This window comes from Comamonas sp. C24C, from assembly GCF_053345995.1.
On record NZ_JBKFBC010000012.1, the window covers coordinates 150943 to 176703 of the forward strand.

Sequence of the window (25761 nt, forward strand, 5' to 3'; positions counted from 1 at the left end):
AATCCAGCATCAGGCGGCCTTGGCATGATGCGCAACATGACTGCTGAGCATTTCTGTCAACTCCTTGCGCACCAGGTTGAATTCTGGCGCCGTGATATGGCGCGGGCGCTCCAGTGGAATGCGATAGTCACGCTCCACACGGCCTGGACCGGCCGTCATGACCACCACGCGGTCGGCCAGCAAAACAGCCTCCTCCACTGCATGGGTGACGAAAATCACGGTCAGCCTGGTCTTTTCCCAGATATCCAGCAGCTCTTGCTGCAGCACTTCGCGAGTCAGCGCATCCAGTGCACCGAAAGGCTCATCCATGAGCAGCACTTCACACTCATTGGCCAGCGCTCGCGCGATCGATACGCGCTGCTTCATGCCGCCTGAGAGCTGGTTGGGGAAGTGATCTGCAAACTTGGTCAGTCCCACCATGTGCAGATAGTGATCCGAGATTTCCTTGAGCTTCGCCTCTGTCAGGCCTCGTTGCTTGGGACCAAATGCAATGTTCTGACGCACGGTGAGCCATGGAAACAAACCATAGTCCTGGAAAACCATGCCTCGATCCGGCCCGGGCTCGGAAATGGGCGTGTGATACATCTTGGCCACGCCCGTGGAGACTTTCTCAAAGCCCCCCATGATGCGCAGCAGCGTGGATTTCCCACAGCCCGAAGCACCGATCAGGCAAATGAATTCGCCCTTCTGGATCTTCAGGTTCACGTCCTTCAGAGCGTGGATGGGACGGCCATTCAAACTGAAGACCTTGCTGACATTGGCAATGTCCAGAACGGGTGCGGGAGTACGGTGGGCAAGGATTTCAGACATTGTGTTGCGGGCTCCACTTGAGCAGACGATTGTTGAGTGCGACCAGCAGATGGTCGGTGACAAAGCCAGTGAAGCCGATGACGAGCATGCCGGCAATCACCACATCAGTACGCGAGAGCATGCGACCGTCCATGATGGCGGCACCCAGTCCTTCGGGAACGCCCGTCATCTCACCGACCACGATCAAAAACCATGCAATTCCGTGCCCCAGGCGCAGGCCATTGAAGATGGATGGCATGGCCGCTGGCAGCACCACCTGACGAAACATGGAAGCACCCTGACAGCCCAGCATGGCTGCAGCCTCAAACAGACGAGACTCCACCGACTTCACGCCAAAGGTGGTGTTGATGACAATAGGAAAAAACGCCCCGAGGAACACCAAGAAGATGGCCGCGTTGGGGCCTACACCGAAGAAGATCATTGACAACGGAAGCCACGCCGTCACAGGCACAGGGCGCAGCATTTGCAGCGTGGGATCTACAAAACGGCGTACGGCGGCATTCTTACCGATCACCAGGCCCAGGGGTATGCCCAGCAGAGCAGCCAGTCCAAAAGCTCCGTAAACACGAGACATGGACTTCAACCAGTGAATGCCCAGAGTTTCGCTGAAGGCATCGCCATAGATGCCGCCAAACGCGAAGTCCCACAGCATCAAGCCGACTTCCTTGGGTGAAGGAACCAGCATGGTTCCGGTCGCACGCACGGCCAAGTCCCAAGCGATCAGCAACAACAGCGGAAGCACGGCAGGCACCAGCCAGGTTGTCATCCAAACCTTGGCGGCATTGGGTTGCGGCGGCATAACGAGATCCGCAGACGTTGAAGCAGCGTGATTGATGGGCACTGCGGGCGCCACAGCCGCATGTGCTTGAGGGTCAAGAGTGGAGGATGACATGGCAAGGATTCCTAAAGCAGGCAATAACAGCTCAACAGCGTCAAGACCTGACCGCGTCGTACACAGCCAGGCCTCGCCGCGTTACTTCGGGTTGAAACCCGTCACGATGAAGCCGCTGTAATCAGGCAACTTACGAATCTGCTTGCGCTCCAGCATCAGCGAGCCGTAGTACTTGCTGCGGTTGATCCAGTCCTGATCGATCTTCCATGTCAGCTCTACATTGTCTGCAGCCAGATTGGCCACATCGGCGGGCAGACCCAGCTTGGCGCCCGCCATCTGTACCAGTTCAGGACGATGGGCCATGGCGTATTCGGAGGCCTTGCGGTGAATCTCCAGGAATACCTTGGTCAGTTCCGGATCGCTTTTGACAGTGTCGGCATGGGTGGTCATGACCATGTTGACCTTGCCCGTGGGCGTGCTGTAAGGAAACTCGAGAACCTTGCCCACACCGCGAATAGCGCTGATGGAAGGGCCAGGTTCTGCGCCCACATACCCATCGATATCTCCACGCTCCAACGCACCCGCCATTTCACTGAAGGACACGCGCACGGACTTCACATCCTTGAGAGTCATGCCTTCAGCCTTCAGACGATCCAGAAACACGGCTTCCTGCGTGGAGCCGGGCAGAATGCCCACTCGCTTGCCTTTGAGCGCCTTGAAGTTGCCAATGCCGCTATTCTTGCCGACCACGATCGCCATACCGCCATTGCAGGTCGGCGCAACTATGACCACCGGCTCACCCGCAGCAGCGCCCAGGGTGGCAGCGGCCAGACCGTAGGTACCGAAATCCACAGATTTGGTAACCACGGCATTCTTGCCATCGGTAGGTGTTTCAAACGGGATGACTTCGATCTTGTAGCCCGCCGGTGTGAACTTGTCGTAGAAATATGGCGTGATGCCATGAATCAGTTTGAGCGTTCCCACCTTGATGACCTTGTCAGCGACCTGTGCTGGAGCCGTCACCGACAAGGCCATGGCAGTAGTAGTCAAAGAAGCGAGCAAAAGACGGCGAGACAGCATGGCAATTCCTTTGTATAGGAGGCAAAGAGAGAGAACGCGTGTCACTTGAATACATGCCTGTACACAAGCGCATAGAACACTTAAAGCAAGCGCCGTGCCAATCACGTTTTCTCTTTGAAAATTGCCAAATTGCGTTGGCAACACACTGTTTCCGTGCGTTTCCACACGCTGACATGCTCTATCCATGCACGCCGTGCACCGAAATGGGTATGCCGCTCTGCGCTCTGTATTGGCCTAGCGTCCGATGCGCATTCATCTTGAGTCGACAGCATGTGTTGGCTGCAGTTGACCGAACTGCTCATCGTGACCGGCCGAGTTCGGCCAGCAGCTGCTATCTAAATCAGACTTTTTCAGGACTCGATATCTTTGAAGTCCAGGTATCAGTTTGGTTGTGCAATTACACCTGACCGACCAAAGCAAACTTGGTCAATCTGCCATGAATCGGCACAGAAGATCTACCAGGCTGCATCAGTAGGGGCAACGTACGGCCGCAAGCGTTGTTGATACCGATTTCAAAGCCCCAAGAGCAGTATGGGACAGCGATGAACAACAGTGCAGACTGCTCGTTTCTGTGAGACTAGTCAGCAGAACATACCGGAGAAGACGTCTTGCGTGACGAGGTTCAATACAGTCACACCACAGCCATACCTGGCCTTGTCTTGAGCACAGCTAGGTTTGCCGATTTTCGTTTCGAGCCTCACTACCATCTCGATTTTCACGTTGCACTGGTTGCAAATGGTGCGCAGCGTCAATCATTCAAAGGCGAGTCTCTATTACTCACCCCAGGCGCCATCCAATTGATGCCGGCAGGAGAAGTCCACGATGGAACTGCTGCGGAGGCTGAATCCTATACGCTGCATACCTTTCGCTTAACGCCCTCATTGCTCGCAAGCGTTGGGCAGGAAGTGACCGGCAGGCACCATTTCCCGTCGCAGGCCACAGTGGTGCTAGAGGATCGCAAGCTTGCAAATGAGCTTCTCAGGCTGCATGCCTGCATGACTCAGCCAGCAAAGGAGCCGTTGATGGAAGAAGTACAGGTGCTCGAATTGTTCGAGGCCTTGTTTGCACGCATCCGGCATCCTGCGCCCCAAGTCATTCAGGGGCGACTGACGCATCAACAATTGCAACGTGTGAGAGATTTCATGGAGGCGCATATAGCTGACAAGCTCGCGCTTGAAGATCTTGCCACGTTGGTGGGCCTTGATCGTTTTCGGTTTCTCAAACAGTTCAAGAGTGCCGTTGGGATGACGCCTCATGCCTGGCTACTTCGATTGAGGCTGGAGACTGCCCTGAAAATGATCCACCAGGGAACGGATATCTCAATGACGGATGTGGCTCACACTGTCGGCTTCTTCGACCAGAGCCATTTCACGCATGCATTCCGTAGCGCCTACGGGACAACCCCAGCACGCTTTCAGAGGTCGCAAGGCAATTTTTTACAAGGCGCCTCAGGCACGCGTTGATAGTCTTGTGATTCGAACCCGCATAGCCCGCAGGGTGTGAAACCAAGACTATTCCAACCAAACATGTTTAGCTTCCTCGACGACTACAGCGAAGGTGCCCATCCAGACATCCTGCAAGCATTGACTGACTCCAATCTCACGCAGGAGAGCCCGTATGGCACCGATAGCCATTCACAGGATGCCGTGCTCCGTATCAAGGAACATCTGGGCACTGGCTTCCAGGGCTCTATTCATTTTGTGGCCAGCGGCACCATGGCCAACATCATCTCAATCTCCAGTTGCCTTCGCCCCCATGAGGCGGTGATTGCCGTTGAGACGGGCCATATCGTGGTGCGTGAGGCCGGCGCAATTGAGGCCACGGGACATAAGTTGATTACCGTACCTCCGGTCAATGGAAAACTCACCCCTGACGCAATCGAAGGTGCACTGGCAAGCAATGCGCACTTTCCGCACATGGCGAAACCACGGCTGATCTACCTCTCCAACGCCAGCGAGACAGGAACTATCTACACGTTGGCCGAGTTGCGTGCCATTTCCGCACTTGCCAAAAGGCGTGGTCTTCTTGTTTTCCTTGATGGAGCTCGGCTTGGTGCCGCCTTGGCATCGTCCAAGAACGATGTCAATTTGGAGGACATTGCGTCGTTGGTGGACCTCTTTTGGATAGGAGGTACCAAGGTGGGCGCGTTATTGGGAGAAGCCATCGTCGTCAACAATCCAATGCTTGCCGAAGACTTTGCATTCCACATCAAACAACGCGGAGGCATGTTGGCCAAAGGCCGACTGCTGGGTATCCAGTTCCAGCAACTCTTTGGCCCCAAGCAGCTTTTCACGTCCCTCGCCAGCCACGCAAATGTCATGGCAGCGAAGCTGGCGTCAGGCATCCTGGCTACGGGCTACCAGTTGTCCGCAGATACGGAGACCAACCAGCTTTTCCCTATTCTCCCCAATGGGGTCATTGCGGCACTGCAAGCTCATTTCTCCTTCTACGTATGGAGCAAGTTTGACGAAGACAGCTCCATCGTCCGTTTGGTGACGTCATGGGCCACCGAGGAGCAGCATGTAAATGCGTTCTTGAGACATCTCGAGCAGGCATCGCACATGGAGCACAGTCACTGACCACGGCTCCGAGCCCGCGTAGCAATTACCGTGATCAGGCGGTGGCCAGTCGCTCTGCGGGCCTGGCTTCCCTGATGGGCAGGTTGACGAAAGCAGCTGCCAGGGCCAGAGCGGCATCGGCCCACCACATCCATTCGTAACTGCCAGTCTGGACAACGGCCACTCCCCCCAGCCAAGCGCCCAAGAATCCACCAATCTGATGGCTCAACAACGTCAACCCAAAAAGGGTCCCGAGGTAGCGAGCGCCAAACAGCTTGCCGGTGAGCCCAGCGGTCGGTGGCACAGTGGCGAGCCAGGTCACGCCCAAAGCTGCCGCAAAGATGTAAAAGGTCAAAGGCTCTTTCGGGGCGGCCATGTAAAGAACGATGGCCACAACGCGCGATGCATACATCCAGAAAAGAATCATCTTCATGCGCACCCTGGAACCTAATGCACCTGCGAACAGACTACCGAACACATTCGAGAGGCCGATGATCGCCAGTGAAGTCGAAGCCACGCCAGGGCTCAAACCACACAGGTCGACTTCACCAGGCATGTGCGTCACCAGAAATGCGATATGAAATCCGCAGGTGAAGAACCCAGCATGCAAACACCAATAGCTCTTGTCCCTAAACGCAATTCCGAGTTGCTGGCGCAGGGTAATTGAGTCTCGGGATGAAGTGGCTGTACTCGCTTGCACAGGCGTCTTGCGCAGCCACCATGCCATCGGCGCCGTGGTGAGCGCCACGACAGCCATCATCCACATGGCGCTCATCCAGCCATAGGCCGACATCACCGCCTGGTTCAACGGTGCGAAGATGAACTGCCCCAAACTCCCACCTGCGTTGATAACACCCCCAGCGAAGGAACGTCGCTCCACCGGGATGCGCTGCGCGGTGGCGCCGATAAGAATAGAAAAGCTTCCTGCTCCAGCGCCCGCAGCGCTCAACAAGCCCACTGCGAAAATCAATCCCCACTGGCTGGTGACCTGCGTGGTCAGCGCAGATCCCGCTGCCAGCATGAAGGCCCCCAGCACAATAACCCGACCGGGCCCCCAGCGATCAGCCACTGCACCAAAGACAGGCTGCACTGCCCCCCACACCAGTTGGGCGACAGCCATGGCAAAGCTGATGTTTGCTATGCCCAATCCCGTATGTGTATTCAAGGGCGACAGGAACAATCCCATGGACTGCCGTGCCCCCATGGTGATCATCAGAATCGCCGATGCCACCAAGACCAGTGACCAGGTTTTTTGATTTTTCATATATGCAGATGCACTGAGTGAGCTAGGTCAGTTGAGCGATCCTTCGCTGCAGCTTGTGTGAAATTCTCCCGAGGAAGATCATTTCGCACAACCGATTTAAGCTCTTTTATGTAATAGAAAATCTACGCCATGCAATCCTCACTCCCTATCAAATCTCTGCTGTTTTTTGATGCCGTCATGAAGCACCACAGCTTTACCCTGGCTGCACAGGACCTGCATGTCACGCAAGGTGCGGTCGGCCAGCAAATCCGGAAGCTCGAACAGTGGCTAGGAGTGCCTCTGTTTATACGGGGAGTGCGGCAGTTGCATCCGACCGCTGAGGCATCAGCGTATTGGGCCGGCATCAAACCTGCACTTGCTCGTATCCAGCAAGCCAGCGATCAGCTTCGGCTCAGCCATGCCAATGAAGTTTGGCTGTCTATGCCTCCCACACTGGCAGCTAAATGGTTCGCTCCCCGGATGGAGGGATTTCTGGCCAAATGCCCAGGCACATCACTGCATCTCAGTGCAGATACGGCGCTGATTGATTTCGAACGAGATCGTGTCGACCTGGCAATCCGCTACTTCGATGGACAAGATCCCACTTTAGACGTAGCACTGCTAAGCAGCGATGAAGCACGCCTGTACTGCTCTCCAGAATATGCCCGCAAGCTGCACCTAAAAACGCCAGATGACTTGCGTCGAGCCACCCTGCTGCACACAACACTGCAGCCACATTGGGTATCGTGGCTTCGGCATTTCAGCACGCTAAGTGATACGCAGATAGCAGCCATATCTGGTCAGCATTTCGATCAGTCCATCCTGGCCATAGAGACTGCCCGGCATGGGCAAGGGGTCGTCCTGAGCAGCGCCATACTGACAGAGGCCGAAGTGCGCGAAGGGACACTTTGCGAGCCATTCGATGCGCGCCTGGATGTCGGCAAGGGCTACTATGTGGTGAACGCAAAAGGAGCGGACTTGCGCCCTTCAGCGGCGATGCTTAAACAATGGCTTTTGAGTACTGTTTCGGCGGATAGAAGCCCTAAAGATTGACTATTTCAATATCTGCTTTGGGTCTCGAGCAGTCCTCGGCGTTGGCTGCTATCGGCCAATAGCGGACCTCGACTGCTGTTGACTCACCGTCCGCTCTCAACCTAGAAGCGGACAATCAAAGGATATACAGGGGGACCGCTTGCACGAAGCGGCGACCCAGCATTAGCAAGCCAAGGAAAGCCGCATTTGTGCGATCCAAGAAGGTGGTCGATATGCCCACCTCAACGTTTCCTGGAACTTGCCGGTTGTGCAGCTGATGAAAAAATGCCTGAGGCTTGGCGTACAAGGATTTCCTGGGCCGGCAACAGGCTGGCATGTAGGAATCAGGGCCGAAGCCATTGCGCTTTGCGTTGTTTGGCATTTGGCAAGCGGATTTCATCCTGCTCGACAATGGTCTGCAGACCCGGTGCTATTTCGAACAACACATAAAAAGCCTGTGCCGGCCTGGCAAAGCTCATGGTCGAGTTAGAGCTGAGCTTTCCTTGCAGCAGGGTTCGGCCGTCATGGGTGATGACGTCCATTCTTGCTCCGGGCATCTCGTCGCCGTCATTCGTCACCCCGCGGCAACGAATCGTGTTGGCGTCCATGAGGAAGCAACGCGCTACAGGCTCATGGGCCTGAGCACTCGTCATCGCTATTAGCACCAAGCTGGCACAACCCAAGCGAAGCAAGGATGCAGCAAGTTCAAGGCATTGCATGGGACTTCCTTTGTTGCTCAAACCATTGCACTGTCGATGGAGACACATGATCCATGCGCCATGCCACCTGATAGACGCTGGCGTCCTTGCCGACTACCGTAAGCCATAGCTCACTTTCAGCTCGCAAGGTATCCGGCAGAGGAATTTCCACCTTGCGTTCCCAGCGTTGGCCGATAAATGCCATTCCTGTGGCGCCAGGACCGCGAGGTCGATTCACCTTCAGGCTGACTTGGCGAATCTCGGCGTCGCAGGCTTCGCAGAAGCGCAGGCGAAAAGTCTTCATGGGAATGTCCATTGCCACCAGTTCCGGAGGTTTGTGGTCAGCCTCCTCCAAGGTAAAGCTCCAGGGACCTGCTTTGCCTTGAAGCGCGTGTCCTTGCGAGCGGGCACTGGCTTGCTCCTCCAGCAGCAATGCGCTAAACCCGCCGACCGTCAGGCTGAGTGCGATCCAGGCACCTATTCGCTCCATGCGTGCGCTGCGCGGGGATACAAACTCAGGGACAAATGTGGCAGCTGGCTTCGCAGGGCGTCGTGGCTGTGTGACTGCAGCTGCGGCCCGTAAAGGCCATTTGGGCAACGCAAAAACCAGACTCAGTGCCGCGAGACCGAGCCATCCCAACCAGATCGTGATGCCGATACCTGTGTCCAGCATGGCAATACCCCATGCCAAAGCAAGTGCCAGCAGCACCCAGCCAGTCACTCGTGATAACAGACGCTGCTGCGGCGCTGGTTCATGACCGAGGAGATGGGCTCCATATCGATCCGTCGCCAACACCAATGCCACCAGACCTATGGCGCCTGCCCCTAGCAAGCCGAGGTGGACTGCACTCAGATAGGCACCGCTCATGTGGAGACTCCTGTTCTTAGCAGCCACACAGACAGCGCCACCAGCACCGTTGAGGCCGAAAGACCCAGCCATGCACGCAGTGCACTGGGCGTGGCGAATGCCCAAAGCACGGCGAAAGCGTAAACGGCGAAGCTAAGCATGGTGGCCCACATGACAGCCTGCGCAGGTGGCGCGGGCCAGATCAGCGAGAGCAGCATGGTGCAAGCCACGGACAGAGCGTAGCCGCCGACTGCGGCAGCAGTCGCCCGAGAGGCAATTGCCAGCCGGTACCGTAGAGAGACAGCGCTTGAAGGGTTCATCGTGCGTTCCTGTTCAAAGCCTGCCATGACGGAATGCCTTGGTCTGTTGTGGTCAGGCGGCGGCGCAGTTTCACGGCCATCCATGCGAAGACGATCGCCAGCGCAAGCATGCAGAGGTCAAATCCGGCAAAGACCCAGTCGCCGGAGGGCAGGCTGCGCCCAAGATGGCGGTCGGTGGACAGTGCATTGAGGATCGGTATGACAAGGTAGGCGATGCCAGCCATCCAGAACAGCTCTATCCATGCACGTGCCAATGGCCTTGCAAGAGCGTAGAACAGCGTTGCCAGCCACGCAGCAAACAGCGTGTGTATCTCCCAGTCCGCCCGGGCCGTCATGCCTACGGGCAGCAAGCGATTGGCCCAGAAATAGGCGGCGATCGCAAGAGGCAGGCCGGCTATGGTGGCGACATTGAGCGTTTCGACCAGGCGCAGTCCGGCGTGTTCCCGGTACTCAGCGGCAAGGCTCAGGTGGTGCTTGCGTCGCTTGACGGTCCACAGAACCATGCCGGTACCAATCATGGCGCATCCCGACAGGCCGGCGATAAAGTACAACCAGCGGCCCCAGATATCCGCAAAGAGGCCCTCGTGCAGATTCAGCGTGATGACTTGAACCTTTCGAGCACTGCCGCCAGGCACGGGCTCTTCTTCCAGGGGCGCTGCCGTGTTGGCGTCAAAGCGCAACTTGGCGGGACTAAAAAAATCGACGCTGCCCTGATTGATACGTGCAACGGTGATGACTGGAGCCTCTCCTTCCCTGTGCTCCAGGGTGATGCTTCCCACTGCAGACGGACCCCATTGAGTTTGGGCCCTGGCCACCAGCGCTGCTAGGTCGATCTGAGGACGTTGGACCGGTATGCGTGTGTGAACACGGTCCAGCAATTCGTCGTAATAGGTCTTGTTGGCCATGGGGCCAGTGCCATAAAGCATGTCGCGCCCTGCGGGCATGTAGAGGAACAGGAAGAACACCAGGCCGCTGTAGGTGATCATGAGAAAGAATGGCAAAGCCGTCACGCTGAGTGCGTTGTGTGCATCCAGCCAGCTGCGTTGACCTTTGCCCGGCCGAAACGTGAAGAAGTCCTTGAAGATTCTTTTATGCGTGATGACACCGCTGATAATGGCCAGCAGCATCAGCATGGTGCATATGCCTACGATGCGAACTGCCCATTCAAACGGCATATAGCGCAGCTCGTAGTGCATTCGGTAAAGCCCCAGACCTCCATAGGTAGCGCGTGGCTCAATGCCATGCGATTGCACCGCACCGGTCAAGGGATCCAGTATTTCGCTGCCACTGGCTCCACGCTCGCGCCCTGCTCTGGGCATGTCCTCCCAGCGGATGGCCAGGTCCTGCCAGCCACGCGGGTTCAAGGACTCATGCGGCAGGGTGATACGCCAACTCGCAGCAGCCGGGGCCACTTTCTCCAGCCTGTCCAGGGACAGTGTGAGTAATTGTCGGGTTGGGACATGCTGTGTCGATTCGCTCTTGTGCTGCAAGCGTTCCGGTTGCATCCAGCGGGTAATTTCCTGCTGGAAGTAGCCAGGCGTGCCCGTGGCGAAGACGAAGAAAAGTACCCAGCCCGCCACCAGCCCCACCCAGGTGTGGAGCCAGGACATGGACTGACGCAGATTGTTTTTCATCAGCGAGCCTCCATGTTCCAGGCCATCAGAAGACGTAACGCATGGTCAGCTGGACATTGCGTGTGGGGGCATAGATGCCTGTGTAGAAGGTGGTATCCAGACCCTGGAGATATTTTTTGTCGAAGATGTTGTTGAGGTTCAGCGTTGCCGACAGCTTTGGGTTGAACTCATAGCGAGCCATCAGGCTGGTCACCGCATAAGCCTTCTGCTGTCCGTACAGGGCAAGCCCCGACGACGTTGCGCTGTAATAGATACGGTCCTGCCAGTTGACGCCTCCTCCGAGGGTAAGCCTGCTCCAGGCGCCAGGCAGGCGATAGCTGGTCCAGAGCTTGGCCATTTGGCGCGGGAAAGTGGTACGGATGCGTGTGCCGCTGGCATCTTCCGTAGAACCATAGCTGTAGCTGGCACTGAGCTGCCATCCCCGAGCCAACTCGCCATTGACTTCCAGGTCGATACCTCGAGTCTTGGCTCCCTGCACCGCACGATAGGCGGCTTCGACAGGCGAAGTGCCGGGCACGGTCTGGCCGCCGTCGGCTTCTGCAAGATTGTTTTGCCGGATTTCATACAGCGCAACCGTGCTATTTAGCTTGCCGCCGAACCAGTCACTCTTCAAGCCGATCTCGTAGTTGTCACCGTCACGGGGATCCAGCACATTGCCGAAGCGGTCTCGATTGCTCTGTGGCTTAAAAATGCTGGTGTAGCTCGCATAGACCGAATGGATTCGATTGAGGTCGTAGACTATGCCGGCATACGGAGTCACCACGCCGGACTCCTCCATCGTAGTGGTGCGATTGAAGCGTGCGGAGGCGGCGGCGGTGTAGGCGAGAGAGAGGCGATATCGATAATTGCTGATCCGGGCTCCGGCAATGAGGGTCAGGTCATCGCGCGGCTTAAATCGCACGGCGCCATATGCACCGCTTTGCTTTTGCCAGCCGTCATAGTCATAGAGCTTAGTGCCTGTGATGTTGGGGCCGGCTGTTTCATTGCCCCAGTTGTAAATGTTGACATAGCGACCTTCGATGGCCGCACCTTGCTGGGGTTCATGGAAGTTCTTGAAGTCGGACCAGTTGAAGCCCAGAACTGCTTCATGTCGACGTCCAAACATCTCGAACGGTCCTTGAACCTGCACGTCGAAGCCACTTTGGCGCTGAGTGGCTGAGCCCAGACCGCCATACAAACGTACGCCATCACCCGTCGCTTTGTCAGGAAAGCCCCAGCTGGCATCTGCACCCGAGAAGTCTCGCTTGCCTCGCATGTGGTTTGCAGTAAGTCCCAGCTTCCAGTCATTGTCGAAACGATGTTCGAGCTTGAGGAACGCGTTGTAGACGTCCATCTCATTGCGTTTCCAGCGTGCAGCCGCATTCATGGAGGGACTGAAATCCGTTTGCTCGCCATTGCTGTAGAACAGCGGCAATCCTGTGGAAGACTGTCCTCTAGGGTCGGAGTGCTGATAGTCCATACCCACAGTCAGCAATGTCTGAGGAGTCAGATCTGCTTCCAGTACGCCATACAGCACACTCTTTTTTTGCTTGTACCAGTCGATGTGCGTACCGCCTTGCTCATGCGCTGCGACCAGGCGACCTCGGATGCTGCCGGTCGCATTGAGTGGTCCGGACACATCGACTTCCCCGCGACCGTGCTCCCAGCTTCCAGCGTTCAGGCTGGCGTGACCCTGAAACTCGTGGGTCGGCTTTTTGCGAACCAGATTGACTGTCCCGGATGGATTGCCTGCACCGGTCAGCAGGCCAGCGGCACCACGCAGTACTTCAACCCGGTCGTAAATGGCAAGATCGGCCTGGGACTGAGGGATGTTCTGGGACACGATGTCGGTCGCCGTGACAATGCCGTCATATTGGTAGTTATCGATGTCATAGCCGCGCGAAAGAATGGAGAACCGGCTCGCACCAATGTTCTGCACGGAAATTCCCGGCGTGCGATCCAGCACCGTTTCGATGCTATCTATTCCTTCGTCGTCCATGCGCTGGCGTGTCATCACGCTGATGGTCTGAGGCGTTTCGCGCAGCGTCATCGGCAAACGCGTGGCAGTCGTGAGCGGACCCGTTGCCGCATAACTGCCTGACCCCTCGGTGTCTGCACTGCGCACCGCATTCTCGGTGACAGTCACTGTCGCCAACGTTGAGGGATCGTCCTTGCTTTCCTGTAAGCCGGCTTTTGCGGCTCGCAGTCCATAGCTGCCATCGGGCTGAACATAGGCTTCAAGCCCGGTGTTGGCCAGCAAGGCCACCAAACCTGCCTCTACGTTGTAACTGCCTTTGAGTCCCTGGCTTTGCTTGCCTTGCGCCATGCGGCTGTTGCCTGCGAGATAGATACCCGCTTCGCGCGAATAACGGGTGAGTGCCTGACTCAGCGGCCCGGCGGGGATATCGTAGCTGCGGATCGCCAGAGTGGCGCTTGTCTGTTGCGCGAGAGCTGAAGGCGAATGGGAGGCTGCGCCGATGGCCCCCCCAATAATGAGCAAAGGAATGCCTAGACGGCGGGCTGACTTCTGGTGACGTTGGCTGGAGGTACGAGTGGTTTTGCGCAGAGGCATGGAGGGCTCCGAAAGAGGTGTTCAACTTCACGAAGAACACAAATCACCATCCATCTGATTGCCTGGGCAGGCACACAGTGCCAACGTGCAAATCGTCCTTGGGTAGCAGCGCAACGGCGAAAGATGTCTTCTTATAAGGAGTAACCAACGAGAAGACAAAACCCGGAACCGGATTTCGCGCTATCGAGCGATTTTTTTACGAATTCAGCGTTGTGCATCGATAGTGGTCCACCACGCAAACGGCTGTTCGATGCGTATGGGCAGCGTGGCAGCCAGCATGTGCAACACACGATCTGTGTCATGAAGTGGAAAATTGCCATAAACGGCAAGATCGGCCACAGAGTCGGCAACGCCCAGATGTCCCCTGCGATAGCGGCGCAACTCCTGCACGACCTCACGCAACGGCAGGTTCTCCACGACCAAGCTTCCTTGCGTCCAGGCCTCTCGTGCAGAGTCACCAGCCTCAAGTGGATCAATGGAATGCGCATCGAACGTCGTTTGCTGACCGGTGGGAATGATGCGGCGTGCATCCGTGGCGGATGTTCTGACCTCCACAGCACCTTGATAGACCGCCAGCTGCGTCTGCCTGTCAGTCATCAGCACATCAAAGCGTGTACCTAAGGCGCGCATCTGCCCATGGGTGGTTTGCACCAGCAACGGCCTGCTGTCCTTGGCTGTCTCGACAAACACTTCGCCCGCTATCAGGACGACACGGCGCTCTTGTGCATTGAACTGGATGTCTACCGCGCTTGCAGTGTTGAGCCACAACAGTGACCCATCGGCAAGCGTCAGTTGTCTCAATTGACCCGTTGCTGTGCGATGGTCAGCCCCCCAAGCCATGATCTGAGGTGGCAGCCATGCCTGATGCCAACTGAGCGCGCCCACCACACCGCCGCTGCTGAGAATGCTCAAGCCGGTCAAAATAAGCCTGCGTGTCCTCAAACGTTGATCGGCTGTTGATAGCTGGTCAGCTGTGACGCGGGGATTCGGCAAAGTCCGGATCGGCTCAAAAGCGCGGCTGATGTCCTCGACATATTGCCATGCCGCCGCGTGTGAATCGGCGGACTCCAGCCAACGTCGCCAGGCATCGCGCTCTTTGGCACTGGCCGTGCCGTCACGAAGGCAGGCATACCAGTTTGCAGCCTGCTCGAGGTCAGAATGAGATGGCTCTGCATTCATCGACCGTTGCCCTTGGCTCACAACATGGACTCTTGCTTCAGTTCCAGGGCCGTCTGGCGCGCAGAAAGCTTCAGGCAGCCCATCATGGCTTGTGCCACATATTTGCGGACCATTCGTCCAGAAACACCCAGCTCGGCACCCACTTCATCATCGGTCATGTCGCAGACCACGGCCAGCGTGAAGGTGCGGGCGGCCTTGGGTGCCAGGGACTGAAGCATGGCACCGATTTCCTCTAGCGCCTGCAGCACGATCGCCTGGCGTTCTGCCGATGGGTAGGTGGCTTCAGGAGACGTTGCCAGGATCTCCCGCCAAGCCCGCTCGATCTCCTGCCTGCGCCACAGATTGATGCAAAGATTTTGCGCAGTGGTTTTCAGGTAGGCGCGGGCCTCGGCGGAATGGGTAAAACAGCGCTCTGTTCTGCCTGTGAGCAAGCGCACGAAGGTGTCGTGGGCCAGATCAGCAGCCTCTGCTGCGGATCCCAACCGTCTTCGAAGCCAACTCTGCAGCCAGTTGTTGTGGTCTAGATATAGTGCGGTTATGTCTGCGTGCAAAGGGCTAGAGACGGATGGCATGGCAAGAACCGATTGAATTGCTGGCGCGATCATACATCTCAAACGAGAATCATTCACACCAAATAGAGCTTCAACGGATAGACGAGTGCAAGCAGAAGGAAGGCAATGGGTCGATCACAGGCCCTCGCCAACGACCTCTAACCGGCATGCAAACCTGCGACCAAACTTCGTTCAGATTGCACAGTGTCGAGTGACCGCTTCCGCCGAGAGCAGACGCTGGCTAGTGATCTTGCGAGCGACCACAATGGGTCGTTCTGAGACGGTCGCCTATCGACCAGGAGCGCTCCTCGGCGTACATGAGAATAGGCCTATGAAATCGGAATTACCTTTACGCCCTAACAAAGTCTGCCCGGTGGTCATTCGAGGCCAAGAATCCATTGAAATACTTGCATTCGAGCATCCACTGGCGGGAACCCAACTTGTCAAAGGTACGATTGAGTTAGACGAAAACTCTAGGGATGCTGCACTGCGCGAGTTGCACGAAGAAAGTGGACTAATTGCGTCAGATGTCTTGGCTGATTTAGGTGTATGGGCATCCGGCTACGAGAACCAGATTTGGGCATTTCATCTCTGTGACATAAACGACCTGCCAGACTCTTGGGTCTATAGGACTGCTGATGACGGTGGACATATCTTCAAATTCTTTTGGCACCCACTGTCACAAAAGCCGAATGCCCAATGGCACTGGGTGTTTCAGGGTGCGTTGAAATACATTGCCAGCAAATTCCCTGCTGGGCACAGCTGACTGCTCTGGGTCGTTATGGAACGATCATCGACCAGCAAGAAGCAGTCTTCGAAAGTCTCTCTGGCTGAGCCTGATTCAGGCCGGTTGGAGGCATCAGTGGCATCGTTCAAGTGACGGTTACGCGACCGAGTCCTCCTCTGGAATATTTGGGTTCGCTATAGCTCTGAAAGATCTCCGCTGACCAGTCCGCAAAGGCGCGGATCTTGGCGCTTAGCTGCCGGTTGCTGGGATACACCAACCGGATCGTGTGCGCCGGGCGGGACCAGTCGGTCAATACTTCCTGAAGGGTGCCGTCGGCCAGATAGGGGGCAGCAGCGAAGCGGAAGGTCTGGCCGATCCCCAGGCCATGGACCAGCACATTCAAGTGAGCCGTGCTCTCGTTGACCGAGGTGGCTTCGTCGGCCTTGACCAGCACTCGTTCACTGTCCCTGTGAAATTCCAGCGCAAAAGCACGGCCGCTTATGGACGAGAAATAGCCTGCGAGCGAGTGCATCGGCGCTCCGCCTTCCGGCTGCCGGGCGACCAGGTCATCGGGATGTCGGGGCTGCCCGTGGGCGGCCAGATAGTCCTTGGACGCACAGGTCACCCACGCCAGATCGGCCAGGCGCCGAGCCACCAGGGTCGAATCCGGAAGGTCGCCGCCGCGGATCACGCAGTCCACACCATCGCTGATCAGATCGGCCGGGCGGTCGCTAACGCCCAGTTCAAGCTGCAGGTCCGGATATCGCTGCCGGAATTGCGGCAGTGCAGGAATCAGAATTCTGTTGGCCAGCACGGAGCCCACATCGACCCGTAAGCGGCCCCGCAGCTGGGCGCGTGCCCCGCTGGCCAATTGATCCATGTCTTCCAGATCGGCAATCAGCCTCTTGGCGCGCTCGAAGTAGGCCGAGCCGTCTGCCGTCACGCTGACTCGGCGCGTCGTACGTTGCAGCAACCGCGCGCCGAGATGCTGCTCCAGGTCCTGCACCAGCTTGGTCACGGTGGGCCGAGGAATGTTCATCGAGTCGGCAGCCCGCGAAAAGCCACCCGTTTCGGCGATCCGCACGAAAACCTTCAAAGCAAGCAACTGGTCCATGGACTTTATTATTCACCACCATGAATTGAGTTGGAAGATTTATCCAGTTTATTCATTCCGTTGAACTATTTAACCTTGAGGCTTCTTATCACTCACGGAGAAATCTCATGGTCCAGAAGCTTGCAGGCAAGATCGCTGTCGTTACCGGTGGCACAACAGGCATCGGCCTGGCCGCCGCCAAGGCCTTTGCCCAGGAAGGCGCCACCGTCTACATTACCGGCCGCCGCCAGGCTGAGCTCGACGTGGCCGTGGCTGCTATCGGCCCGCAGGCCCGTGGTGTGCAGGCGGATTCGACCAAGCTCGCCGACCTCGACCGGCTCTATGCTCTAGTGCAGGCTGAACAGGGCCGCCTCGACGTCCTGTATGCCAACGCCGGCGGCGGAGGCATGCTCCCGCTGGGCAGCATCACCGAGGCGCATTTCGACGAAACCTTCGACCGCAACGTCAAGGGCGTGGTTTTCACCGTGCAGAAGGCGCTGCCGCTGCTCGACAAGGCAACGGCCGGTGCATCGGTCATCCTTGCCGGGTCGACCACCAGCGTGCTCGGCACCGCCAACTTCAGCATCTATAGTGCGACCAAGGCGGCCGTGCGCAACTTGGCCCGCAGTTGGATCCTGGACCTCAAGGGCCGCGCCATCCGTGTCAACACACTGTCGCCCGGCCCCATCCACACCCCGGGCCTGCTGGAACTGGCCGGACCGGATGCCGCGCAGCAGCAGGGCCTGCTCGACTACCTCACCACCCAGGTGCCGCTGGGCCGCATGGGCCAGCCGGAAGACATCGCCAAGGCCGCCGTCTTCCTGGCCTCGGACGACTCGGCCTTTGTCAACGGCATCGAGTTGTTCGCCGATGGCGGCCAGGCCCAGGTCTGATCTCTGCCCTCGAAAGGGGCCTAGGATGAACCTGCCCCTGCCCACTGTCCCCCGAACTGCTGCGCGCCGACTTCGACAGCATCCGCATGCTGTTCATCTCCACGTACAACTGAGCCGCCGAAGATGCGAACAAAAGCTTGGTCCAGCCACTTAAAACCAGTCCAAGCTTTTATCCGTATGGCTTTTTGCCTGTTATCGACATTTTTTGCCGTAACAGGCTGCTCTTTTCAGTGGGAGCGTCAACCAGCACTTGCCTTTGCGACTCATGTTCAAGCGCTCTTCCGAAGAATCAATGCTTTGGGATATGGCTTTTCTCTTGTCCATGCAGGCGCCAGGTCAAAGCATCAAGCTTGACCTCGCAGGGGCTTCAGACCAGAGGCAGACATCTGGCTTTGATCGTCGGACGACTGCGAATGCCGTCCCCGGCAGATGGAAGTCTTCTTGCAGAGTCACTCAACTTTGAAGCAGGTAGCCAGACTCACGACCTTGTCTGCCGTTGTGATGCACAACCCCCAGCTTGCTCAACTGGGCCACCACCTGCATGACGGTTCCCACACTGACTGGGGTTCCCCGAAGGTATAGCTGACGATAGATCTCGTCTCTGCTGAGAGCATGTGGAGCAGAGCTCAGCAGGACCTGCAGCACGCCAATTCTGGCGACGGTTGGACGCAGCCCTGCAGCCCTCAACCGTTGCATCACGCTTACATTCCTCAACCCTCTGGCCCTTCCGGGGTTCGTCTCCAGCCGCCTCCCAGGGCCCGGTATAGAGCGATGCTCGCCTGCAGACGCTCCTGACGGATCTGAACGGCCAGATCCCGGCTCTGATAGGCCACACGCTGCACATCCAGCAAGGTCTGCAGATTGTCCGCTCCGGCCTTGTATCGGCTTTCGGCCAACGATAGAGCCCTCTGTGCCTGGGCCAATTCCACGGCCTGGGCCAGCGCCTGCTTCTCGACACCATCGACCGCATTCAAGGCGGTTTGAACGTCGCCAAAAGCCTGCAGTATGGCTTGGCGATAGGCAATCACCAGCTCCTGCTTCTGCGCTGCAGCCAGGTCCCGGCTCGAGGCAAGTCGCCCGGCATCAAAAATCGGCGTCAGAATTCCTGCGGCCAGCGAGGACAGGGGGTTCTCCAGCATCCTGCCCAGTGTTCCGCTCTCGGAGCTCAGGCCTGCGCTCAGCGTCACGCGGGGCAGCATGGCGGCCCTGGCGGCGCCAAGATTGGCATCAGCAGCAAGCAGCAATGCCTCCGCCTTCGCCATGTCCGGTCTGCGTGTGATCAGATCCGCAGGCGTGCCCAAGCCAATGCCCGGCACCTTCAGATTCGAAAGACTGGTCTCGCTCACCAGATCCATGGACCATTGCCCCGACAGCAGGGCCAGCAGCGCATGCGCGTCAGCCGTCTGTTTGCGCAGCGAAGCCAGGGCACGCTGCTGCGCGGCGACCTGGCCGCGCTGCTGGGCCAGCTCCACGGAGCTTGCCGCCCCGTAGCGGGCCCTGGACTCCACCAGCTTGAGCAACCGCTCGGAAATCTCGAGGTTGAGCCGGGCAATCTCAGCGCGCTCACGCAAGCCCACACACTGCAGCCAGGCCCGGGCTACCGAGGCCGTGACCGTCAGACGCACTGTCTCGCGGTCGAAGACGCTGGCCTGTCTGCCCGACTCGGCCGCATCCCTCAAGGCGCGCTGACGCCCCCAAAAATCCAGCTCGTAACTGCTCGACAGGCCGACCCGCCAGGTGCTGGCGCTTCTTTCCTTATGACTGTCCAGCGCAGCCGATCTCGTAGCCCCGAAATCCGCATTCACTTCCGGCAAGAGAGCCGCACCGGCATAGGCGGCTCTGGCCTCGGCCTGCTGCACCCGCGCCACGGCGGCCGCCACATCCAGGCTCTGGCTTGCGGCCTGCTCGACCAAGGCGCTGAGCTCCGGGCTGCCAAAGCTCTGCCACCAGCTGGTGCTGATTTCCTCGCTGCCCGCGCCCCTCTCCAGAGCCCAGGACTGCGGAATATCCAGAGCCATGGTTCTGGCCTCTTCAGGCGATTGCGTTGTCGCACATCCAGCCAAGGCAAGCGACGCCAGGACTGCATTCCATTTGTACATGCCTACTCTCCCGCCAATGCTCGCACGGGCTCCAGGCGCGCTGCCGTTCTGGCCGGCATGAAGCCAAACACCAGACCCGTAAGCACCGCACAGGCAAATGCCCCCAGCATGGCTTTCACCGAAAACACCACGGCTACCCCCGAAACAATCAGCGCCAGTCCTATGCCCAGCCCCGCAAGCAGGCCTACGGCGCCACCCACAATGGTCACCATGCTGGCTTCCGTCAGAAACTGGCGCAGGATGTCACGCTGCCTGGCCCCCACCGCCATGCGGATGCCGATCTCCCTGGTACGTTCGCGCACCGTCATCAGCATCACGTTCATGACCCCTATGCCTCCGACCACCAGAGACACTGCGGCAATCAGCCCCAGCATCACGGCCATGCTCTGGCGTGTTGCGGCTTCTGCCTGAATGCGGGCCGCCGCATTGCCGATACCGAAGTCCTCCCGCCCGCCGTGCCGCGCCAGCAAAAGACTGCGGATGGACTGCTCGGCCTCATGGACCTGCTCCGAGGAGCTGGCCTCCACGACCACGTAATCGGGCTGGGTCTGCGCCTGATAGACCCTGGCGCGTCCCGACTGATAGGGAATGAAGACCATGTCGTCATAGTCCTGGGCGCCAGAGTCAGCCCCGCGCTCGCTCATGACGCCTATGACTTCGAATGCCGAGTTGCCGATGATCAGCTGCAGGCCCAGGGGGTTGGCGACCTCGGGAAAGAAATGCCGGTGTGCCTTGTGCCCTATCACCACCAGCGGAGCCAGATCGCGGTCTTCCACATCGGTGAAGTAGCGACCCTGGGCAACCCTCCAGTGGTGGACCAGCGGCATCTCCTGGCTGGCCGCAAACACATAGACCTGCTTGTCTGCCTTGCCATAGCGCACCGTGACGGGGTCTCCGATGACGGGCATCACCCTGCGTACCGAGGACAGCTCCCGCATGGCCGCCAGATCGTCTTCGGTGATCTGGCCTGCAGGTCCTCCGCTGGCCGGCGGCTTGCTGCCCATATAGAGAATGGCCGTTCCCATGGTGCCCATCTGCTCGACCACCTTGCGCCGAGCACCTTCACCGATGGCCAGCATGACGATCACCGAGGCCACACCGATCACGATGCCCAGCAAGGTCAGGCTGGTACGCACCCGGTTCATGCGCATTCCGCGCAAGGCACTGCGCGCAGCTTCGGAGATTTCAGCGATCCAGGAAATTGCCGACGTTGCACTGGTGCGCTGCGGAGTCAGCGGCGGCACATCTCCATGGGTCTGATGACCATGAGGAGCGCTGTCATTGACGATGCGTCCATCGCTGATCTCAATCACACGCCTCGCCTGTGCGGCGACTTCGCGATCATGCGTGATCACGATGATGGTGTGTCCCGCATCGGCCAGCTCGCGCAGCAAGGCCATCACCTCGGCGCCGCTATGCGAGTCAAGCGCCCCGGTAGGCTCGTCGGCCAGGATGATGTGGCCACCGTTCATCAATGCCCGGGCAATGGACACGCGCTGCTGCTGACCGCCCGAGAGCTGGTTGGGCCGATTGCCCAGGCGCGATCCCAACCCCAGGCGCTCGAGCAGCAACTGAGCCCTGTGCATCCGCTGCTCCTTGGGCAAACCTGCGTATATCGCAGGCATCTGCACATTCTCCGAAGCGCTCTCGCTGGGAATCAGGTGGTAGCCCTGAAACACGAAACCGAAGGCTTCACGACGCAACCAGGCCAGGGCATCCGAGTCCAGCAAGGACACGTCCTGACCTTGAAACCGATAGCAACCGTCGCTCGGCTTATCAAGGCAGCCCAGGATATTCATCAAGGTGGACTTGCCCGAGCCCGAGCTGCCCACCACGGCCACATACTCGCCCGCGCGAATATCCAGATCGATGCCATGCAATACGGTCACCGACGGCTGGTCGCCCACACCGCCATAGTGCTTGCGAATGCTACGCAGCGAAATCAGCGCGGCCTGCTCCATCGCATTCACCATTGCAACCACCGCAGGCCGCCGGGAATCAGGGTTTCGCCGACGATGACGCGCTCGCCCTCGGTCACTCCATCGAGCACCTGCACCTGGTGGCGGCTTCTGACGCCCAGCTTCACGCTGCGCAGCTCAGGCTGGCGTTGGGCCGTCAGCACCCGGACGCTTTGTGACTGCGGCTCCTTCTCCGACTGAAGCGCTGTCAATGGAACCGTCAAGGCCTGCGGCGCACTTCCGGTCACAAAGACCACCTGTGCCGTCATCTGCGGCAACAGTTCAGCATCCTTGTTGTCCACGTCAAACAATGCCGTATAGGTCACGGCCTTGGTGGCTGCAGCAGGTGTCGCCGCACTGCCCGCTGCGGGCGCGACGCTGGCCGGCGGCGCAGGCAGCACCTGCCGCACCCGGCCATTCCAGCGCCGGGCTTGTTCCTGGCCGGCACTGCCCAGCGTCGTGAAATACACGGGCATATCGGCCCTCACGCGCCGCACGTCGGCTTCCGAAACATCGGTCCAGACCGTCATCGCCGTCAGATCGGCAATGCGCAAGATATTGGGCGTCTGATAGGTTGCATTCAGGGTCTGGCCTTCACGTGCATCGACAGACACCACCGTGCCCGACATGGGGGCATAGATGCGGGTGTAGCCCAGACGCGCCTCATCGGCCTTGAGGCTGGCCTGGGTTTGCTGCATCTGCGCTTTGAGATGATCGATGCGCGCCGCCGCACCTGCCACCTGGGCTTCGGCAATCTGCACGTCTTCCTGCCTGGTCGCCTCTTCGGATGCCAGCTGCTGCTGCCGCTTCAACTGCTGGCTGGCAAGCTTCAGCTGCGCCTGCTGCTCGGCGATCTGGGCACGCAAACTTGCCAGCGATGCCCGTCCAGCATCCACAGTGGCGCGCTGCACGCTGGGGTCTATCTCCACCAGCAATGCGCCCTTTTCGACCCTGGCTCCTGGACTGACCAGCAAACGGGTGATCTGACCCGAGACCTGCGCCCCTACATCGACATAGGTTCTGGGCTGCAAGGTTCCGATGGCGGTGACCGTGGACTCCACATCCTCACGCTGCACCACAACACTTTGGTACTCGACCCTGGGCCGACTTCCCCACCACAGGGCAGTGCCTGCAGCACAGACCAGCAGCAGCCCGAGGCCGCCCCAGCGTTTGACTTGTCCCACCTTCATCAAGCTTGCACTCTCCAGAAAACAATTTGCAATCGCTGCCGAAACCCGTGACCAGGAAACGAGTCGCTGCGACTGAAGATAAGAAGCCGCTCGGGCTTCAAGAATTTGGTCACCAAAAGCAGCTGGCCACGACCACCAGCACCGCCACGGTGGCAGCCAACACCAGGTAGCGAGCCGACCCCCACAAGCCCACGACCGTCGCGAGTGCCCCCAGACTCCAGAACCCCAGCACGAGCACGCTGCCAACCGTTGCGCTCCAGCCGCGCATGGCCGGCAGACAGACGGCCAGCAAAAGCATTGCTCCCAGCACACGCAGCGCCGTGCGATGCGCTACCGGCACCTCGTCCAGCGGACTCAGTTGTGCGTAATGGCGATCCATGGCAAAAGCCAGAGCCGTCATGCCTCCTATCGAAAGAGCAAGCGCCTGCAATGATGACTGCCACAGGGTCATGACAGACTCTCTTTCCGCTCTGCACCGGGATCCACGGCAACCGCCAGGTTCTGAGACGTCTCGGCAGGCTTCTGCTTTCGCACAGCTTTGAGGTTTTCAGCCCTGCGCATCCAGGCCCATGAAGCAGCCGCAGCCACCCCGACAGCCAGAGAAAAAAGCTCCACCCCTGCGCTTTCCCAGTCACCTTCCTGAAGATAGGCAGCCAGGTGATCACCGGTCGTCACGAAGCTCAGCACCGGCAACAAAAGACAAAGCAGCGCCAGCGCCGCCATCTGATCACGCCAGGCCATGGACGGCGACCTCAGCAGCGCGTGCATGAGCGCCAGCATCCAAAGCGCAAAGAACACCACCAGCTCCCATCTGGAGCGCAGCGGCATCTCGACGGGCAGCAAACGGTTGGCCCACAAAAAACCCACGCAGGCGATACCCAGCCCCGCAATCGCGGCCACATTCGCGGCTTCGATCATCCGGTAGACCGTGGAGGTGCTGGCGCCAAACTCTCCCTGGTGTTTGGCGCGCCGCTTGACCATGAAGAGGATCGCGCCCGTGGCCATCATGGCGCTGCCAGCCAGGCCACAGATAAAGTACACCCACTTCAGCGGCAGCCCGCCATATGTCGCCATATGCAGCCCGCCGATCACCGATTGCGTGAGCGCGGCCGCACCGCCATCCACACCACCCGGCAGGCGCAGCTGCTGCAGCTCGGCGGTGGCAGCCGAGAACATGGCCATGCCGCTGGTGGGACTGAGACGCTTGCTCAGATCATCCGCATCATTCCAGCCATAGACGCCAATACGCGCTGCAGCATCTCCGGGGTAGTCGATCACCACAGCCCGCACGGGCTGTCCGATCAAGGCCTGCCCGCGCAGCACGAAAGACTCCAGACCCGGCACCTGCATGGCTTGCCCCGAGCGCTGGGGCTTGCCTGGTTCATTCAGCGCCACCTGAAAAGACTTGAGGGCTTCGGCACTGCTGCCGAAGTAGGCCGCAATACCGGCAGGCATGAAGGTCGAGCACGATATGGCGATACCTGTGTAGGCGATCATGAACTGGAAAGGCAAAGTCAGCACCGCCACGGCGTTGTGCATGTCCAGCCAGCTTCTCTGTCCTTTGCGGGCGCGGAAGGTGAAGAAGTCCTTGAAGATTCGTCTATGGGTAATCACTCCGCTGACCAGCGCCACCAGCATGGCAAGCGCGGCAATGCCCACAATCCAGAGTCCGAGCTGTCCTGCATGCAACTGATAGTGGAAGTCCACAAAATGATGACCTCCCAATGTCTGGCGCACCTTGGGAGCTTCAGAGGCGTCCATGGCACTGCCAGACTTCGGATCCAGCTGGGCCGCCGCATACTGCCCCTCGCGATCGAACCAGTAGACGCGCAAATCCCCGCCCCCTTTGGAGTCTGCAGGCCAGAGCTCCCACATGTCTGCACCAGGGTGTTGCCGCTCCATGTATGCCATGCCCCATTGCAGACGCTGACTCAGGGAAGCCTGTGCTTGCAGCACAGTGCCTGCCTGCCCGGCCTCGGCTCGCTCATGGGCATGATGCTCAGGGGTCATCCAATGGGTGATGGGCTCCTCGAAGACGGCCAGCGTACCCGTCAGGAAAACGGCATACAGCAGCCAGGAGAACCATAGGCCACACCAAGTATGCAACCATGCCTGGGCCTGACGGAAGCTGCCTTTGCCTGCACCCGATTGCTTCTTTGCCGGCTGCATCAGCGTGCCTTCAGGAAGATCAAGGCTGCAGTGGCTGCAAGCATGGCGAGAATCAGAACGAGCAGCACGCCCCAGATCCGACGCGGCGATACAGGGCTGAAGGCCCCGATCACCACCGCCACATACCAAAGCCAGCTGGACTGCATGCCGCCCACCATGGTTTCGACACGGGATTGGCTCATGGCGCCGCACAAGACCACCCAGGCGCTGGAGACGGCATAGCCTCCCAGCACCGCAGCCGTCAAACGCGCCCCCAGATCCCAACCGGCGTGCAAATCATCGGATTGCGACATTGCC

Annotated in this window: 24 protein-coding genes; 5 read left to right on the forward strand and 19 right to left on the reverse strand. The window is 58.8% G+C overall.

The features are described 5' to 3' along the window. Positions 1-9: 9 nt before the first annotated feature. The 3 genes from ACLBXN_RS20430 to ACLBXN_RS20440 form a co-directional block, all read right to left on the reverse strand. Positions 10-810 carry an ABC transporter ATP-binding protein gene (locus ACLBXN_RS20430; RefSeq protein WP_447613359.1) on the reverse strand — a complete coding sequence of 267 codons (801 nt, stop codon included), beginning with the start codon at positions 808-810 and terminating at the stop codon, positions 10-12. Continuing rightward, the gene (locus ACLBXN_RS20435) at positions 803-1702 is read right to left on the reverse strand and encodes an ABC transporter permease (protein ID WP_447613360.1); all 900 of its coding nucleotides are present in this window, start codon (positions 1700-1702) and stop codon (positions 803-805) included. Before ACLBXN_RS20435 ends, ACLBXN_RS20430 begins: the two co-directional genes overlap by 8 nt. 81 nt (positions 1703-1783) lie before the next feature. Further along, positions 1784-2722: an ABC transporter substrate-binding protein gene (locus ACLBXN_RS20440; protein WP_447613361.1), complete on the reverse strand. Its 939-nt coding sequence runs from the start codon at positions 2720-2722 to the stop codon at positions 1784-1786. A gap of 608 nt (positions 2723-3330) precedes the next feature. Here ACLBXN_RS20440 and ACLBXN_RS20445 point away from each other — a divergent pair. Both ACLBXN_RS20445 and ACLBXN_RS20450 read left to right on the forward strand, forming a co-directional pair. Then, positions 3331-4185 (forward strand): AraC family ligand binding domain-containing protein, encoded by an 855-nt coding sequence (locus tag ACLBXN_RS20445; protein ID WP_447613362.1) that lies wholly within the window; start codon positions 3331-3333, stop codon positions 4183-4185. A gap of 63 nt (positions 4186-4248) precedes the next feature. Continuing rightward, entirely contained in the window at positions 4249-5301 is a 1053-nt protein-coding gene (locus ACLBXN_RS20450; RefSeq protein ID WP_447613363.1) for a threonine aldolase family protein, read from the forward strand. A 34-nt stretch (positions 5302-5335) separates the two neighbouring features. Here ACLBXN_RS20450 and ACLBXN_RS20455 read toward each other — a convergent pair whose 3' ends face one another. Beyond that, positions 5336-6544 carry an MFS transporter gene (locus ACLBXN_RS20455; RefSeq protein WP_407714031.1) on the reverse strand — a complete coding sequence of 403 codons (1209 nt, stop codon included), beginning with the start codon at positions 6542-6544 and terminating at the stop codon, positions 5336-5338. Between the two features lie 129 nt (positions 6545-6673). Between ACLBXN_RS20455 and ACLBXN_RS20460 the strand changes: the two genes are divergently transcribed. Continuing rightward, positions 6674-7576: a LysR substrate-binding domain-containing protein gene (locus tag ACLBXN_RS20460; RefSeq protein WP_447613364.1), complete on the forward strand. Its 903-nt coding sequence runs from the start codon at positions 6674-6676 to the stop codon at positions 7574-7576. A gap of 323 nt (positions 7577-7899) precedes the next feature. Here the strand turns inward: ACLBXN_RS20460 and ACLBXN_RS20465 are convergent, their stop codons facing one another. The 7 genes from ACLBXN_RS20465 to ACLBXN_RS20495 all read right to left on the reverse strand — a co-directional run bounded on the left by ACLBXN_RS20465 (position 7900) and on the right by ACLBXN_RS20495 (position 15356). Continuing rightward, complete coding sequence (locus ACLBXN_RS20465) at positions 7900-8274, reverse strand: hypothetical protein (RefSeq protein WP_447613365.1); 375 nt, start codon at positions 8272-8274, stop codon at positions 7900-7902. Continuing rightward, positions 8261-9121, reverse strand: a complete 861-nt coding sequence (locus ACLBXN_RS20470; protein ID WP_447613366.1) for a DUF3325 domain-containing protein — start codon at positions 9119-9121, stop codon at positions 8261-8263. The genes ACLBXN_RS20465 and ACLBXN_RS20470 overlap by 14 nt, the downstream gene beginning before the upstream one ends. Further along, complete coding sequence (locus tag ACLBXN_RS20475) at positions 9118-9420, reverse strand: iron transporter (RefSeq protein WP_447613367.1); 303 nt, start codon at positions 9418-9420, stop codon at positions 9118-9120. Before ACLBXN_RS20475 ends, ACLBXN_RS20470 begins: the two co-directional genes overlap by 4 nt. Next, positions 9417-11054: a PepSY-associated TM helix domain-containing protein gene (locus tag ACLBXN_RS20480; RefSeq protein ID WP_447613368.1), complete on the reverse strand. Its 1638-nt coding sequence runs from the start codon at positions 11052-11054 to the stop codon at positions 9417-9419. The genes ACLBXN_RS20475 and ACLBXN_RS20480 overlap by 4 nt, the downstream gene beginning before the upstream one ends. Positions 11055-11079: 25 nt before the next feature. Beyond that, positions 11080-13605: a TonB-dependent siderophore receptor gene (locus ACLBXN_RS20485; protein ID WP_447613369.1), complete on the reverse strand. Its 2526-nt coding sequence runs from the start codon at positions 13603-13605 to the stop codon at positions 11080-11082. Positions 13606-13809: 204 nt separating this feature from the next. Continuing rightward, positions 13810-14784, reverse strand: a complete 975-nt coding sequence (locus ACLBXN_RS20490) for a FecR domain-containing protein (protein WP_447613370.1) — start codon at positions 14782-14784, stop codon at positions 13810-13812. A gap of 17 nt (positions 14785-14801) precedes the next feature. Further along, a complete protein-coding gene (locus ACLBXN_RS20495) occupies positions 14802-15356 on the reverse strand; it encodes a sigma-70 family RNA polymerase sigma factor (protein ID WP_447613371.1) in 555 nt (184 codons plus the stop codon). A gap of 310 nt (positions 15357-15666) precedes the next feature. Here ACLBXN_RS20495 and ACLBXN_RS20500 point away from each other — a divergent pair, with 310 nt between their 5' ends. After that, complete coding sequence (locus tag ACLBXN_RS20500) at positions 15667-16101, forward strand: NUDIX hydrolase (RefSeq protein ID WP_447613372.1); 435 nt, start codon at positions 15667-15669, stop codon at positions 16099-16101. 106 nt (positions 16102-16207) lie between these two features. On the opposite strand, the gene ACLBXN_RS20505 is transcribed toward ACLBXN_RS20500, so the two are convergent. Further along, the gene (locus tag ACLBXN_RS20505) at positions 16208-17176 is read right to left on the reverse strand and encodes a LysR family transcriptional regulator (protein WP_447613373.1); all 969 of its coding nucleotides are present in this window, start codon (positions 17174-17176) and stop codon (positions 16208-16210) included. Positions 17177-17283: 107 nt separating this feature from the next. Here ACLBXN_RS20505 and ACLBXN_RS20510 point away from each other — a divergent pair, with 107 nt between their 5' ends. Further along, a complete protein-coding gene (locus ACLBXN_RS20510) occupies positions 17284-18048 on the forward strand; it encodes an SDR family oxidoreductase (protein ID WP_447613374.1) in 765 nt (254 codons plus the stop codon). Between the two features lie 453 nt (positions 18049-18501). Here the strand turns inward: ACLBXN_RS20510 and ACLBXN_RS20515 are convergent, their stop codons facing one another. The 7 genes from ACLBXN_RS20515 to ACLBXN_RS20545 form a co-directional block, all read right to left on the reverse strand. Next, entirely contained in the window at positions 18502-18744 is a 243-nt protein-coding gene (locus ACLBXN_RS20515) for a transcriptional repressor (RefSeq protein WP_080571290.1), read from the reverse strand. A gap of 14 nt (positions 18745-18758) precedes the next feature. Further along, on the reverse strand, positions 18759-20147 hold the full coding sequence (locus ACLBXN_RS20520; RefSeq protein ID WP_447613375.1) for an efflux transporter outer membrane subunit: 1389 nt from the start codon (positions 20145-20147) through the stop codon (positions 18759-18761). 2 nt (positions 20148-20149) lie between these two features. Continuing rightward, positions 20150-22108 carry an ABC transporter permease gene (locus ACLBXN_RS20525; protein WP_447613387.1) on the reverse strand — a complete coding sequence of 653 codons (1959 nt, stop codon included), beginning with the start codon at positions 22106-22108 and terminating at the stop codon, positions 20150-20152. A 5-nt stretch (positions 22109-22113) separates the two neighbouring features. Then, positions 22114-23295 (reverse strand): efflux RND transporter periplasmic adaptor subunit, encoded by a 1182-nt coding sequence (locus ACLBXN_RS20530; RefSeq protein ID WP_043006703.1) that lies wholly within the window; start codon positions 23293-23295, stop codon positions 22114-22116. Positions 23296-23404: 109 nt separating this feature from the next. Further along, positions 23405-23746, reverse strand: coding sequence for a DUF3325 domain-containing protein (locus ACLBXN_RS20535; protein WP_447613376.1), 342 nt, complete (start codon positions 23744-23746; stop codon positions 23405-23407). Next, positions 23743-25464, reverse strand: a complete 1722-nt coding sequence (locus tag ACLBXN_RS20540; protein WP_447613377.1) for a PepSY-associated TM helix domain-containing protein — start codon at positions 25462-25464, stop codon at positions 23743-23745. The genes ACLBXN_RS20535 and ACLBXN_RS20540 overlap by 4 nt, the downstream gene beginning before the upstream one ends. Further along, on the reverse strand, positions 25464-25757 hold the full coding sequence (locus ACLBXN_RS20545; protein ID WP_407714039.1) for a hypothetical protein: 294 nt from the start codon (positions 25755-25757) through the stop codon (positions 25464-25466). The genes ACLBXN_RS20540 and ACLBXN_RS20545 overlap by 1 nt, the downstream gene beginning before the upstream one ends. Positions 25758-25761: the final 4 nt, after the last annotated feature.